Below are 14,047 nucleotides of genomic sequence, written 5' to 3'. Positions count from 1 at the left end.
CAGTCGGGCTCCCCGTTCATGGATGGCGTTCATCCAGTTTCATCCATTTCACCTCCGTTGTCCCCGCCGATGGAATGCACCTCGCCCTGCACGGGTCGGGTGGCCATCTGCAATAGCAGAGAGGATGCATCGTCGCGGGATGGATCGAGATAATAATGCGCCGATTCCCTCTTGAACCAGGTATCCTGGCGCTTGGCCAGTTGGCGGGTCGCCGCCAGCGCCGCCTGGTAAGCTTCTGCGGAGCTGCAGAGCCCGTCATGCCAGGCGAAGTATTGGCGGTAACCCACGGCGCGCATGGCGGGTAACTCCGGCGCGTAGTGACGCGTGCTCAGGTCGGCAATTTCGTCCAGAAATCCCTCGTTCAGCATGACGTCAAAGCGCTGCATGATACGCTGATGTAACCAGCCTCTAGGCGGGCGCAGGATGATTTTGTAGAGCGGGCCGGGGAATGTACCTTGCCAGTGACGTGCCCCGCTGATCGCCTGCCCCGAACCGAGGATGATTTCCAGGGCGCGTTGAATGCGTTGCCGGTCATGGGGAGCGATACCCGCGGCGGTCTCCGGATCCAGGGTCGCGAGGCGCTGGTGTAGTGCGGACCATCCCGCCTCCTCTGCTAACGCCATCAGACTCTGGCGCAAGGCGGGATTGGCGGGGGGTAAGGTATCAATGCCACGCTCCAGCGCACGAAAATACAGGCCCGTGCCGCCGACCAGCAACGGGATGCGACCGCGTTCCCGCGCCAGTGCAATACAGCGCAGGGCATCTTCCCGAAACAGGCCCGCCGAATAGGGCTCGTCGGGCTCCCGGATATCGACCAGCGCGTGGGGATATCGCCGGCGCAGGGCCAGACTGGGTTTGGCGCTGCCGATATCGAAATGACGATATGCCAGTAACGAATCGACGCTGATAATGTCTATGGGCAACGCATCGGCAAGCCTTACGGCCAGTTCGGTCTTGCCGCTGGCCGTCGGACCCATCAGAAAAATAGCAGGAATCATCGCCCGCGGAGAAAGAGGCGGTCGAGATCGGCCAAAGAAAAATACACTACCGTCGGTCGCCCGTGATTGCACTGCCCGAAACGCGGAGTGGCCTCCAGTTGGCGCAACAGGCTGTTCATCTCTTCGAGGCTGAGGCGGTGGTTTGTCTTGATAGCGGCACGGCAGGCCATGTCGGCGAGGACGGCGTCCCCATCTCCCTCGGCCCAGGCAGGCTCTTCCGCAAGAATATCAGCGATAATCTGCCCATAGGTGACGGCGGCGATAGCTTTGGGGGCCGCATGAATGGCCAAGGTACCGGGACCGGCAACACTGATGTCCAGCCCGGCAGCTTGCAAATCGCGCTGTCGTTTGTCGAAGTGCGCCATTTGCGCCGCAGTTACATGCACGTATTCAGGAATAATAAACGCCTGCTTCTCATTCTGTTGAGACATGTTCTTCATCTTCTCGTAGAGGATGCGTTCATGAGCTGCGTGCTGATCGATGAGAATCATCCCCTCGCTGTTCTGAGCGAGGATGAAACGTGCGTGAATCTGCCCGATGGCCTGTCCGAGGGTGTAGTTCGGGGCCAGTTCCTGGGCTGGTGCCGCCGGCAAATCAGGGGATGGTACGGACGCCATCACCGGCGCCACTAGATGTTCCCAATAGGCCCCGGCACTCTCCTGCGCAGCAGCGTTCAGCGATCGCTGAGTCGGGACGTAAGCAGGACTTTTGGTAGCGGTCGGGCTTTGGGAGAAAGGCTGGACCGGAACGGTCATCCGTGGTTGTGCCCCGCCCTGCTCCGCAATCACCCGTCGCAGAGTGTGAAAAAGAAAATCGTGTATCTCGCGGCTGTCCCGAAAGCGTACCTCCGCCTTGGCGGGATGTACATTAACATCCACCCGCTCGGGCGGCAGCTTCAGGTAAAGCGCATAAAGGGGGTGACGATCCTGAAAGAGCACATCGTTATAAGCCGCACGCAGGGCATGGGTAACCACCGGATCACGCACCGGACGACCGTTAACATAAAAATACTGTTCATCTCCGCGGGCGCGGTTGTAGGTGGGCAGGCCCAGCCAGCCGCTGAGAGACAAGCCCTGATCTTCCTGTTCGATATACAGTGCATTGGCCAGAAAGCCTTCCCCCATTATGGCGGCTACTCGCGCTGCCCGGCTTTCTGCATCCGTAGCTGGAAATTGCGCAAGAGAGCGGCCGTTCTGGATAAGCTGAAAAGCCACCGGGAAGTTGGCCAGCGCAATCTGGCGCAACACCTTTTGGTTGCGCGACAACTCGGCGGCCGGACTACGCAGAAACTTACGCCGTGCGGGCACGTTAAAAAAGAGATCGGCCACACGCACTGTGGTTCCTGGTGCCCTGGCTGCGGGCTCCGGAGCGGCAGCCATGCCCCCCGTTACCTGCAGGCGCGCCGCCTGATTCTGGCTGCGCGCCCGCGAGAGGAGTTCCAGGCGCGAGACGGAAGCGATCGCTGGCAAGGCCTCACCGCGAAAACCCATGGTCTGGATCGCCTGAAGGTCTTCCCAGGTGGCCACTTTACTGGTGGCATGGCGCTCCAGGGCGAGGGGCAGATCCTCGGCCAGGATGCCGACACCATCATCTTCCACACCGAGCAAATCCATCCCACCACCCTCCAGATGGATGGTAATCCGCGTGGCTCCGGCATCCAGGCTGTTTTCCAGAAGCTCTTTCAGGATGGAGGCAGGACGTTCCACCACCTCGCCGGCGGCAATCTGATTGGCCAATGTTGTATCCAGGCGATGAACGCGGGGTGCCTGTTCATCCCTCATGGCGGATTTTCCGGGTGGATGCGGGCGTCAAGAAAATGGTCCAGTCCTGAACATGGGGCTGATGCCCCAGCCACTCCAGACGGTGACTGCCGTTGTCCAGAATACGGAGGCTGAGTGACAAATCGGCAGGGGGCAGGAAACCCGCACCCCGCTCCGGCCATTCCACCAGCCACAGGGAGGGTTCCGTCAGACAATCACGGATACCGATAAATTCCAGCTCCTCCGGCTCTTGCAGACGATACAAATCAAGATGCAGAGCCGGTCCGATCCGGGTCGAATACTGTTCCATGAGGGTATAGGTCGGGCTTTTGATGTTCTGGGTAACGCCTAGCGCCTTTAAGATAGCCTGCGCCAAAGTGGTTTTACCGACCCCCAGATCGCCCTCCAGATAAATAACCGCAGGGATATGAATGCGCTGGGCAAACTGTCGCCCCCAGTCCCGGCAGGCTTCGGCATCTGCGAAATCCCAGTGCATCCGATACCCGGTTCAGGGTTTCAGCAGATGCTGAAGAATATCCGAACGACTGATGATACCCAGCAACAAACCGCTGTTATCGACCACAGGCACCGCATGCACATCCTTACGCAGCAACTTCTCGGCTACCGCGTCCGTATCCTCATCGGGGGCTACGGTAACGACGTGGGAGCTGGCCAACTGGCTGGCGGTCACCGCCGTGACTTTGCGCAGGTCTTCGTCGTATTCATGCATGCCGCCCAGAGGGATCAGACCATCCAGAATAGTCAGCATGGTCGGCAGATGCACCTTGCGGTGGGCGTCAATCATATCCCGCTCACCGATCATCCCGACCAGATGATCCTCGCTGTTCACCACGGGCAGGCTGTGGTGCCCGGAACTGAGGAGCACATCCCCCACTTTATCGACCGGATCATCGGCCAGCACCGTAACAACTTCGCGGTTCATGATATCTTGGGCCGTTTTCATCAGGATCGTCCTTCCGCCATGGCGTCATATAATACGTTGAGGATAGTGTCTATTTCCGCTGCTGTCACCGACAGCGGCGGGACTATGGTGAGGAGATCACCGAGGGGCGGCTGTAAACGCCCATTTCCCGTGCTCGCCGGCACACTGCGTATTCGACGCGGTCTCCGTAGGGATAAGGCGCATTCGTCCTGGGGTCGCGCAACGCGATGGCGGCCATCAAACCGAACTGGCGGACCTCCCCTGCCCACGACTGACCGTGAAAACGCTGCAGCCCGGTTCGCAACTGGGCGATTTTCTCGGGCAAAGCAGCCAGCACACCGCCTTCCGCAAAAAGTGCCAGGTTCTCCAGCGCTACCGCACAGGCCAAAGGATTGGCGGTGTAGGTATGCCCGTAGTAAAACTGCCGGGTTTCCCCGAAAGGCGCAAGAAAGGCAGCATAAACGTGTTCTGCGGCGAGGGTCGCGGCCACCGGCAAGTAACCACCACTCAGCCCCTTACCCAAGGCCAATAGGTCTGGTTCGACAGCCTCCCACTCACAGGAAAAAAGCTTGCCGCTGCGGCCGAAGCCGGTGGCGACCTCATCAATGATCAGCAAGACCTCGTAGGCCCGACACAGACGTTGCGCACCGGCCAGAATACCGGGCGGGAAAGGCAATATGCCCGCGGCGCCCTGCACCCCGCCCTCGAGGATCACGGCCGCAATCTCGCGGCTCTGCTCCTGGAGCGTCGTTTCCAGCGCCGCCAGCCATACGGCTGTTGCCTGCTCCGGATCTCCATCGCAGTCTTCCCGCTGCAATACATAAGGGCTCGGCAACCGTAAAGTCGGGAACAGGAGGTGCCCGTATACCTCGTGAAACAGGGGGAAGCCGCCCACCGAAACGGCGCCAACGGTGTCCCCATGATAGGCATTGTCCAGAGTCAGGAAGAGGCGTTTTTCGGGGCGGCCCAGATTACACCAGTACTGGGCCGCCATTTTGATGGCGACCTCGACCGCCTCGGCGCCGTCCTCCGAAAAAAAACAATGTTGCAGGGAGGCTGGGGTAATTTCCACCAGTGCCTTGGCGAGACGAATGGCCGGAGCATTGCCAGCACCCAGTGCCGTGCTGTGTGCGACTTTGCCCAACTGTCCGATCAGGGCGGCATCCAGTCGGGGATGACGGTGACCGTGAACGTTGCACCACAGGCTGGCGATCGCATCCAGACAGCGATGACCTTGGGTATCGTACACGTAGTTGCCTTCTGCACGGTCGATGATCCACGGGTCGTCATCCCCGTAACACTGCATCTGGGTGAAGGGATGCCAGAAATAACGGCGATCCCATTCCCGCAATACTTCAGTTTCCGTCATGATGTTGCGTCAACTCCTGCAAAGCGCGGGGCACTGCCGCCAGGATATCCCCCGCCAGTAGGCTGGCCTCGCCCATCTCCGCGGCCGCGATATCGCCCGCGCGGGCGTGCAGGCACACGCCGAGGGACAGAGACCGGTCGGCGTCCAGGCCGACCGCCAGCAGACCGGCCAACAGGCCGGTCAGCACGTCCCCGCTGCCGCCCGTGGCCATGCCCGGATTGCCCAAAATACAGAGATTCCGGACAGCGCATCCCAGCAGGAGACTATGGTGGCCCTTGAGGACCCAGTAGCCGCCATAGCGGGCGCGTAACCGAACAATCGCCGCGATACGGTCTGCCTGTACATCGGCGACTGTTATCCCGAGCAGACGGGCCGCTTCGCCCGGATGTGGGGTAAACAGACGAAGTGCATCGGTGGTCAGCAGTTTCGGACCAAAACGCGCAAGAATGTTCAGGGCATCGGCGTCCCATACCTGGGGACAGGACAGTGTACCGATCTCCAGCAAAAGATCATGGGCGGCCAGGCCCTGACCCAAGCCAGGGCCAACGGCCAGGACGGCATGGTCCGGCAAATCTCCAAAAGTCGCAGGCCAGTCTCGCCAAGTTGCTTCTGGCAGGTGTGCCGCCAAGTAAGGGATCGCGGAGGGATGCCCCACTGCCGTCACCAATCCGGTGCCCACCCGATAGGCGGCGGCAGAGGTCAGCGCCAATGCCCCGCCCATGCCCGGCCCTCCGCCTACGGCGAAAACGTGGCCGAAACTTCCTTTGTGCGCCTGCGGGTTGCGCACCGGCAGGCCTGGCATGGCCTGCCAGTTCAGGGCAGCAAAAGGTTCTGTCATGGTCACGCCCTCTCGATATCCTCTTCAGGATACGCGCTGACATGGTGCAGGCTCAAATCCGCCCCCGCATACTCCGCCTCGGGATCCAGACGAATCCCGATAAAGTACTTGATGCTGCCGTAGACGATACCACTGCCCGCCAGGGCGATCAGGACGCCTAGTGAGGTGCCCAGCAACTGAGACCAGAAACTGACCCCACCTGCGCCGCCGAGGAACTGATGTCCAAAAATGCCGACGGCCAGTCCACCCCACACACCGCAAACACCATGGAGCGGCCAGACGCCCAGCACGTCATCCAGACGCAGGCGATGCTGCACAAAGGTGAACAGGTAGACAAAAATAACGCCGGCAATGACGCCGATGGCCAAAGCCCCAATGGGTTGCACCACATCGGAACCGGCGCAGATGGCCACGAGACCTGCCAGAGCGCCATTATGAACGAAGCCCGGATCGCCCTTCCCTACCGCCAGCGCTGCCAGCATGCCGCCCACCAATGCCATAAGCGAGTTGAGCGCCACCAGACCCTGCACAGCAGCAATTTGCTGTGCACTCATCACATTAAAACCAAACCAGCCGATGATCAGAATCCAGGAGCCCAGCGCCAGAAAGGGAATGTTGGACGGCGGCATGGCGTGTACCGCACCATCTTTCCCGTAACGCCCCTTGCGCGAACCCAGCAGCCAGACCGCCATCAGCGCCATCCATCCACCCATGGCATGCACTACCACCGAGCCTGCGAAATCGTGAAAAGGTGCGCCAAAAGCGCGGGTAAACCAAGCTTGAATACCATAATGGCCATTCCAGACGATCCCTTCGTAAAAAGGATAAACCAGTCCCACCAGAAAGGCGGTCGCCAGCAATTGAGGATAAAAACGCGCCCGCTCGGCAATACCACCGGAGATAATGGCGGGCACCGCAGCAGCGAAGGTCAGCAGGAAAAAAAACCGCACCATCTGAAAACCGTGATTGCTCGCGGTCAGAGTCTTTACGTCGGCAAAAAAGCTGATGCCATAGGCGATATGATAACCCACAAAAAAATAGACGATGGTGGATATACCAAAATCACTGAGAATCTTCACCAGTGCATTTACCTGGCTGCGCCGTCGTACCGTACCCAGTTCCAGAAAGGCGAATCCGCCGTGCATGGCAAACACCAGAATGGCGCCCATCAGCAAAAAAAATACATTTCCGCCTGGAGGCGTGACTCCTGTGGGGATCATGATGGCTGTTTCCTCTCGAAATGGATTGCTTTTATCTTTACGAAACGATGGGTCAGTGCTTACTCGTCTAGCAGACGACGACCGTGCAGGGCGCGTCCGAGGGTGCTGCGATCGACATATTCCAGTTCACCACCCACCGGCACCCCCCGCGCGATACGACTGATGGTGATGCCGTCCGGAACCAGCCCGGCGAGAAACTGGGCTGTAGCCTCACCTTCCAGGGTAGGATTGGTCGCAAAAATTACTTCCCGCAAGTCTGTTTCACCCAGCCGCGCGCTGAGGCGGTCGATATGCAGGGCTTCGGGACCGATGCCATCCAGGGGTGACAAATGCCCCATCAATACGAAAAATTCGCCGACGAATACCCCTGTATCTTCGATCGCACGCAGATCAGCGGGTGATTCCACCACGCACAAAATGGAACGGTCCCGGTGTTCGGAACGACAGACGGCACACAATGGCGTTTCGCTCAGGTTGTTGCAGCGTTCACAAAAACGGACCACCGCGTGGGCTTGCTGAAAGGCTGCGGCGAGTTGCGGCATGAGATCGCGCTTGCGCACCAGCAACTCATAGCTGATCCGTTGCGCCGAACGCGGGCCAATACCCGGTAGGCGGCGTAGCAGTGCCACCAGGGCATCCATACTCGGAACGTCTGCCATAAGCGCCTAGAAAGGCAGGTTCATGCCCGGAATATTCATGCCGCCGGTCACTTCCGACATCCGCTCCGCGCTGACCTTCTCAGCATTGCGCACGGCGTCATTGATGGCCGCTGCCACAAGATCTTCGAGCATCTCCTGATCGCCGTCGGTCAGCAGGGAGGGGTCGATGCGCACCCCGCGCACGTCATGCCGGCAGGTCATGGTGACTTCCACCAGATTGCCACCCGCGTGGCCCTGCACCTCTACCTGGGCAAGTTCTTCCTGCGTCTTTTGCAAACGCTCCTGGAGTTGCTGCGCCTGCTTCATGATATTTCCCAGTCCACCTTTCATCTTTCCTTACCTCCCTGTTTACGCTTCATTGTGAGCTGACGGCATGCCGTTTGAGGATGCCGCCACGATTTCAATGGATTCTACGCGGGCATCCAGGGCTTCGAGGAACGCGCCGATGCGCGGATCCGCAGCCACCCGTGCCTCTGCTGCAGCTTGCCTGGATGCCAGCTGCGCCCGGTCTTCCTGCACCAGGCTGCCCACTCCGGTCTCTATGGTGAGAGCAACAATGCTCAGCCTGGGCTCCCGGCCGTAATATGCCGTAAGCGCCTGATGTAACGCCCGGCGGGCCTCGGTCTTGAGAAGGAACGGCAAATAATTGGGCTCCACGGCCAATTCCACCGCCTCTGAATCGCAGCGCAAGGCTTGTCCATAGCGCAGGTATTCGGCAATCATCGGCGACACCGCCAGCGACGCCAGTACGCGACGCCAGTCTGTTGCTGGCGCGATCCCGGCATCCGCATCATGCTGACCGGACGTCGCTGCCGGCGACGGCTCCCGGACTTCATCCCGTGAACGGGTGGAGAGCAAGGGGGCCGAATGGTGTGATAGCGGCGAAGTTGCCTTGGGCACAACGAACTCGCGCGTCGGGGGGGTGGACTCGCCAGAATGCCGGTTTTCTCCGCTCGGGAGCGCCGCTGGCGGCGAGTCGGGCGTTGCTGAACCGGAAAAACTCAACACCCGCAGAAAGGCCATCTCCAGCGCCATGCGCTCGTCTGGATAAAGCGCATAGTCACGTCGTGCCGAAAGGAGCAAAAAATACCAGGACTGCAGGGTAAGCGGGCTGATTCTCCCGCGCAGATGCCCGACCGCCTCGGCGCCATCGGCATCCGGATCAGCTGGAAGAAATTGCGCCAGAGCGATGCGATGCAAGCCTTCTATGACCAGGTCCAGCAGGCCAGGTCCGTCCATGCCCCGCGCCAGATGATCACCCAGTATGGCGAATACCTGTGCGGCATCCCGGTCCACCAACGCAGCGATCAGACCCAGCACCGCGTCATCGCCGCTGCGTCCGAGCATCGCGAGCACGCCGTTGCGCTGCACCGCGCCGCCACCGTGGACAATAGCCTGATCCAGCAGACTCAAGGCGTCACGCAGACTCCCGTCGGCCGCACGCGCCAGTAGCTGCAGGGCGGTGTCCTCCGCCGGCACCTGTTCCAACAGCATGATCTGTCGCAACCTTCCCTGGATCTGGGGAATATCCAGCCGGCGTAAATTAAACTGCAGGCAGCGGGAGAGCACGGTTATCGGCAGCTTCTGCGGGTCCGTAGTCGCCAGCAGAAATTTGACGTGCTCCGGCGGTTCTTCCAAGGTCTTCAGCAGCGCATTGAAGCTGTGCGCAGACAACATATGCACCTCGTCAATGAGGTACACCTTGTAGCGGCCAGCCGTAGGCGCATACTGGACATTGTCCAAAAGGTCGCGGGTCTCATCGACCCGGGTACGACTTGCCGCATCCACTTCCAGCAGATCCACGAAGTTCCCCGCGGCAATACTGCGACAGGCACTACACTCTCCGCAGGGGTTGCTGCTCACGCCTCGCTCACAGTTCAGGCACTTGGCGAGCAGCCGCGCCAGAGTCGTCTTACCGACGCCCCGCGTGCCGGTGAACAGAAAAGCATGATGAATGCGGCCGGAATCCAGGGCATGGCGCAAGGCGGAGACGACGGCGTCCTGCCCGACAAAATCATCAAAATGTTGGGGTCGCCAGCGGCGGGCCAGCGCGAGATAGGCGCTCATGCGGGTCTGAAATATAGGGTGGCGACGCCGACCAGCCGCACCCCGGCACCTGGATCACCGGCTGCCGCTGCTCCCTTCCGGGCCTGACGGGGTTCACCAGTTACCACTGCGAGGGGACCGATCTTTGTCGCCATAGAAAACCTGAGATTGTCCACTGACGGACGATGATTGGCGGAGAGGGTGGGATTCGAACCCACGGTACCCTTTTGGAGTACACAGCATTTCCAGTGCTGCACCTTCGGCCGCTCGGTCACCTCTCCTGAGGGGACGGAGTGTACCTCAGACGCCAGCGTCAGGGCAATGACCCGTGCGGAGTGACCGATGCTGAGCCTGCGTCCAAACGGCATTTTAAAAGCTCAGCACCTCACCATCGTTCCTTGGCAGGCCGGACAGTGCGTTCTGAATCCGGATCAGGACACCGGAGCGGTCATTTACAAACTGGACACCGATGGCGGGAGGGCGACCCTCACGGTTGTCGGGTGGCGTCACCCACACCACCTTTCCCATGACGGGCGCACGTGGTTGACCATCGGGGAGGGTGATCATGAGCAGCACCTCGGTACCTATGGGCAGGAGGTTCGATGTCTCTACCAGCACCCCTCCCCCTTTGATGTTGGGCATGTAGTAACGCTGCACTGCGGTAGCATCCCGTAACACGACAGACAGCGCTTTCGCCGCGCCACCCGCTTCAGCCTGTAATTCCATGCGCCACCTGCCCTGACCAAATGCCTACCCAACTCAACAATAACGTTTCCATGGTCATCCCCACATTGCGATTTTGCGCAAGCGACTCAGGCAGCCGCGCCCATCCCTCCAAGGCTGCCCAGAGGCACGCAACCCGGGCCGATTGCGCCATAACCTCCAGCGATTGCAGATAGTCTAAATGCACGACGTTGTCCAGGCGGCGGCCTTGAAGACGCAGCAAATCCCCCAACAGGCTTAGAACCAGTTCGCGCAGCAGCAGCAAGTCGGTGTCTTTGGCCCAGTTGTCCGCCAGCCGCAAAGCCGCGACAGGCCCTTGCCGAGGAAGGTTCAACAGCGTCTCGATCCAGGTTCGGCGTAGCGTGACCCACCCGGATTCCCAAAGTTGCCAGGCGCGCAGTGGCCGGTTCGCAAACTGCCGGCTTAACGAGAGCGCCTCCGCAGGCGGTATGCCGAGACCTTCAAGCCAGTTCACGCACTGCCCCGGCAGCATCGTCGGGAACGGCAATCTCTGCAAACGGGATCGGATGGTGGGAATAAGCTGCGACGGGTGTTCACTGAGCAGAAGAATATGGGCACGCGCCGCAGGTTCCTCCAGGGTTTTCAGCAGGGCATTGGCGGCCGCCGCAGTCATCGCCTCGGCCGGCGCGATGCGCAGCCAGCGACACGCGCTGACCTGCGGGGTGAAGGCGAGGAACTCGTTGGCATGGCGCACCGCCTCAATGGTGATGCGTTTTCCGGTTTCCGGAGTGATCACCAGCAGATCGGGATGGTTGCCCTCCGCCAACAAACGGCAGGAGCGGCAGGTTCCGCAGGGTAGCCCCTGCGCAGTTGGCGCAAAACACAGCGCCACCTGTTGCAAATCATCGCAGTACTGCTCGACCAACGTTCCCGATTCGCCTGCGGCAAGCATCGCCTGGGGCAAACCGATTTGCACCAGGCTCCATATCGGCGACCACTCCGCAGGCGTCGGGCGAGGCATGTTCATGAATAAAAGGCCGCCAGGCAGGCGGCGAGCCTTGCCCGCACAGCATCATGCACCATCGGCAGAGGCAGGCTCGCATCGACGCGCCAGATTCTTTGTGGTTCGGCCGCGCAACGCTCCGCAAAGACCGCCCTGGCGCGGCTGAAAAAGGCCTGATCTTCCTGTTCCAGCCGATCCGGACGGCGCCCGCAGATACGTGCTGCACCCAACTCCGGCGCTATATCGAACCAAAACGTCAGGTCTGGACGGCGGGTGATCCCCGCCCAGCGCGCCAGCGCCGCGATGTGCGCGGCAGGGACCCCCCTTCCGCCACTCTGATAAGCATAAGTGGAGTCTTCATAGCGATCACTGATGACCACCTTTCCGGCGGCCAGCGCAGGCGCGATACGTGTCCGCCAGTGATCCCGACGTCCGGCATAGAGCAGAAGCAGTTCCTCGTCCGCATCCAGATGCAGGCTATCGTCCAGAAAAATGGTGCGCAACGCCTCGCCAAGTGGGCCTCCGCCCGGTTCCCGGGTAACTTCAACGGCGTAACCCTGCTGGCGGCAAAGTTCCGCCAGCACCGGCAGGGCTGAGCTCTTCCCCGCACCTTCAATACCCTCCAGGGTAAGAAAAAATCCGCTCTTCCGTGTGGTCGCCTTCACTGAACCGCTCCTCCGGCATGCTGGAGATAACGTCGTATCTGCTTGAGGTGTTGCGCGTAACTCTCAGAATAATGGTACTCATCTCCCTGAGCAATGAAATAGAGGTCGGTACTGTCCGCCGGATGCAGCACGGCCATCAGACTGGTGAATCCCGGCATCGCAATGGGTGTAGGCGGCAACCCGGCATGCAGATAGGTGTTATAAGGGCTGTCCACACGCATCTCCTGTGCCGTCAAAAGCCCGGCATAGCGCCCGCCCAAAGCATAAATCACGGTAGGATCGGATTGTAAAGGCATCCCGTGCCGCAAGCGATTGAGAAACACGGCCGCAATATGCGCCTGCTCTGCGGGGGGCGCCCCCTCCTTTTGTACGATGGAAGCCAGAATCAGCGCCTGGTAGGGATCATGAAGCGGCAGTCCGGGAGCGCGCCCGGCCCACAGGGCCTGCAATTCGTGCTGCATGCGCACGTAGGCGCGCCGCAGTACACTCAGCGCCGTGGTGCCCGGCACGTAACGGTAGCTATCCGGGAAAAGCCAGCCCTCTGCGCTGCCCTCTGCGCCGATGCCCAGGTGCGCCAGGCGCGTTGCCACCCCTTCCTCCTGAGGCAGATCACGCCGGTTGAGGTAGGGGGCACTGTCCCGTATTTCCCGGACCACGTCCTGCAAACGCCAGCCCGGCACAATCAGCAGATTAAGGGGCGTGGACTGACCGGCAATCAAGCGGTGCAGCACCTGTTCCTGGTTAACGCTGCCCCTGAACTCATACAGTCCGGCCTGCATGGCCGGACGCCCGGCTAGAGCCCAAGCCAGATGAAACAGTCGCGGATATGGCAACACCCCGGAACGCGCCAGACTGGTGATACTCTGCGCATCACTGGCACCAAGGGGGATAGGGACCGTCACCCCCTTCGCCGGTAGAGTTTCCGGCCAATACATGCCGATGCCGTAAAATCCGACAGAAAATAATACGGTCAGAAGAACGAGCAGAACCGCCATACGTCTGCGGGTCACGGTTGTAGCCCCAGACCCATTTCCCGAGTCCATGTGAGGAGGACGGATGTTATAGGCCCGTCATGTCCGGGTAATTCTCGCCCCATGAAGTAGCGCACCGGCCAGACACCGATAAGGCTGTTGCTGAAAAATATTTCGTCAGCATCCTGAAGCATCGTCAGTGGCCAGTAGCCCAAGCGGGTCGGCACACCATGCGCCTGCAACCATGCCAGAATAGCGGCCCGCTGAACACCAGCAATGCCGCCGTTTTCCAGTTCCGGAGTATGGACAACACCAGCCGTTACCCAAAACAGATTGGACATGATGCCCTCGCGCAACAGTCCCGACTGATCCAGCATGACCCCTTCGGCATATTCAGGGGCTAGCGCATCCCGGGCCATAACCTGGTTCAGACGATTGAGGGATTTGACGCCGAGATACGGTGCGCCGGTGAGCAAGGCGACCTCGCAGGTTGCGGCGGAGATGCCCGGGTTCCAGTAGTGCGGGTTTCGCTCCGGCCACTGGGATAACCACAGATAGCGTCGGGGAGGGCCAGCGCCAGCGCTGCCGTACCCCGGCCCTGGTCCACGACCGAGGGTCAGTTTAAGGAGAAGGCGCGGCTGTGCCGGGATAGCATCCAGCGCCGTCCGTAAATCTTTGCGCCAGACTTCTGGAGGAGGTGCCGGAATATTCAGAATAGCCGCGCCACGCCCGAGTCGCGCCAGATGCGCCTCCCAAAACAGGGGAACGCTCTTGATCACCGCAATGGTTTCAAAAAGCCCGTCGCCGTAATGTAACGCACGGTCCAGGGCGGCATCGCACGCCCCCGCCGCCACGAGGGGATTTCCATCCATGGTGGCGACAATCACCCCC

At 60.5% G+C, this 14,047-nt stretch carries 15 protein-coding genes, 1 tRNA gene and 1 other RNA gene; all 17 read right to left on the bottom strand.

The window, feature by feature from the left end; all coding sequences use genetic code 11:
- Nucleotides 1-29: 29 nt before the first annotated feature.
- The 17 genes from miaA to pabC all read right to left on the bottom strand — a co-directional run bounded on the left by miaA (nucleotide 30) and on the right by pabC (nucleotide 14,028).
- Complete coding sequence (miaA, locus tag AFERRID_RS14405; RefSeq protein ID WP_126605573.1) at nucleotides 30-998, bottom strand: tRNA (adenosine(37)-N6)-dimethylallyltransferase MiaA; 969 nt, start codon at nucleotides 996-998, stop codon at nucleotides 30-32.
- Nucleotides 995-2,779, bottom strand: coding sequence for a DNA mismatch repair endonuclease MutL (gene mutL, locus AFERRID_RS14400; protein WP_126605572.1), 1,785 nt, complete (start codon nucleotides 2,777-2,779; stop codon nucleotides 995-997). The genes miaA and mutL overlap by 4 nt, the downstream gene beginning before the upstream one ends.
- Entirely contained in the window at nucleotides 2,769-3,254 is a 486-nt protein-coding gene (gene tsaE / locus AFERRID_RS14395) for a tRNA (adenosine(37)-N6)-threonylcarbamoyltransferase complex ATPase subunit type 1 TsaE (protein WP_126605571.1), read from the bottom strand. The genes mutL and tsaE overlap by 11 nt, the downstream gene beginning before the upstream one ends.
- A 12-nt stretch (nucleotides 3,255-3,266) precedes the next feature.
- Nucleotides 3,267-3,722 carry a CBS domain-containing protein gene (locus AFERRID_RS14390; protein ID WP_113525607.1) on the bottom strand — a complete coding sequence of 152 codons (456 nt, stop codon included), beginning with the start codon at nucleotides 3,720-3,722 and terminating at the stop codon, nucleotides 3,267-3,269.
- Between the two features lie 82 nt (nucleotides 3,723-3,804).
- Nucleotides 3,805-5,070: an adenosylmethionine--8-amino-7-oxononanoate transaminase gene (bioA, locus tag AFERRID_RS14385; RefSeq protein WP_232027623.1), complete on the bottom strand. Its 1,266-nt coding sequence runs from the start codon at nucleotides 5,068-5,070 to the stop codon at nucleotides 3,805-3,807.
- Nucleotides 5,057-5,908, bottom strand: a complete 852-nt coding sequence (locus AFERRID_RS14380; RefSeq protein WP_126605570.1) for an NAD(P)H-hydrate dehydratase — start codon at nucleotides 5,906-5,908, stop codon at nucleotides 5,057-5,059. Before AFERRID_RS14380 ends, bioA begins: the two co-directional genes overlap by 14 nt.
- Nucleotides 5,909-5,910: 2 nt before the next feature.
- Entirely contained in the window at nucleotides 5,911-7,128 is a 1,218-nt protein-coding gene (locus tag AFERRID_RS14375; RefSeq protein ID WP_126605569.1) for an ammonium transporter, read from the bottom strand.
- Between the two features lie 59 nt (nucleotides 7,129-7,187).
- A complete protein-coding gene (gene recR / locus AFERRID_RS14370) occupies nucleotides 7,188-7,787 on the bottom strand; it encodes a recombination mediator RecR (protein ID WP_126605568.1) in 600 nt (199 codons plus the stop codon).
- Nucleotides 7,788-7,793: 6 nt separating this feature from the next.
- Complete coding sequence (locus tag AFERRID_RS14365) at nucleotides 7,794-8,117, bottom strand: YbaB/EbfC family nucleoid-associated protein (protein ID WP_126605567.1); 324 nt, start codon at nucleotides 8,115-8,117, stop codon at nucleotides 7,794-7,796.
- Between the two features lie 18 nt (nucleotides 8,118-8,135).
- Complete coding sequence (gene dnaX / locus AFERRID_RS14360) at nucleotides 8,136-9,854, bottom strand: DNA polymerase III subunit gamma/tau (protein WP_126605566.1); 1,719 nt, start codon at nucleotides 9,852-9,854, stop codon at nucleotides 8,136-8,138.
- 26 nt (nucleotides 9,855-9,880) lie between these two features.
- Nucleotides 9,881-9,977, bottom strand: an RNA gene (gene ffs, locus AFERRID_RS14355) — signal recognition particle sRNA small type.
- 46 nt (nucleotides 9,978-10,023) lie between these two features.
- Nucleotides 10,024-10,114 (bottom strand) — tRNA-Ser (locus AFERRID_RS14350).
- Between the two features lie 88 nt (nucleotides 10,115-10,202).
- On the bottom strand, nucleotides 10,203-10,559 hold the full coding sequence (locus AFERRID_RS14345; protein ID WP_126605565.1) for a PilZ domain-containing protein: 357 nt from the start codon (nucleotides 10,557-10,559) through the stop codon (nucleotides 10,203-10,205).
- On the bottom strand, nucleotides 10,543-11,544 hold the full coding sequence (locus AFERRID_RS14340) for a DNA polymerase III subunit delta' C-terminal domain-containing protein (protein WP_126605564.1): 1,002 nt from the start codon (nucleotides 11,542-11,544) through the stop codon (nucleotides 10,543-10,545). The genes AFERRID_RS14345 and AFERRID_RS14340 overlap by 17 nt, the downstream gene beginning before the upstream one ends.
- Entirely contained in the window at nucleotides 11,541-12,185 is a 645-nt protein-coding gene (gene tmk, locus AFERRID_RS14335; protein ID WP_126605563.1) for a dTMP kinase, read from the bottom strand. Before tmk ends, AFERRID_RS14340 begins: the two co-directional genes overlap by 4 nt.
- Nucleotides 12,182-13,195, bottom strand: a complete 1,014-nt coding sequence (gene mltG, locus AFERRID_RS14330; protein ID WP_225981765.1) for an endolytic transglycosylase MltG — start codon at nucleotides 13,193-13,195, stop codon at nucleotides 12,182-12,184. The genes tmk and mltG overlap by 4 nt, the downstream gene beginning before the upstream one ends.
- A complete protein-coding gene (gene pabC, locus AFERRID_RS14325) occupies nucleotides 13,192-14,028 on the bottom strand; it encodes an aminodeoxychorismate lyase (RefSeq protein WP_126605562.1) in 837 nt (278 codons plus the stop codon). Before pabC ends, mltG begins: the two co-directional genes overlap by 4 nt.
- Between the last annotated feature and the right edge of the window lie 19 nt (nucleotides 14,029-14,047).

The sequence above is a fragment of the Acidithiobacillus ferridurans genome (assembly GCF_003966655.1).
In the GTDB taxonomy this organism is placed as follows: Bacteria; Pseudomonadota; Gammaproteobacteria; order Acidithiobacillales; family Acidithiobacillaceae; genus Acidithiobacillus; species Acidithiobacillus ferridurans.
The sequence above is the reverse complement of the archived record's forward strand: the minus strand, read 5'-3'. Positions and strand labels throughout refer to the sequence as shown.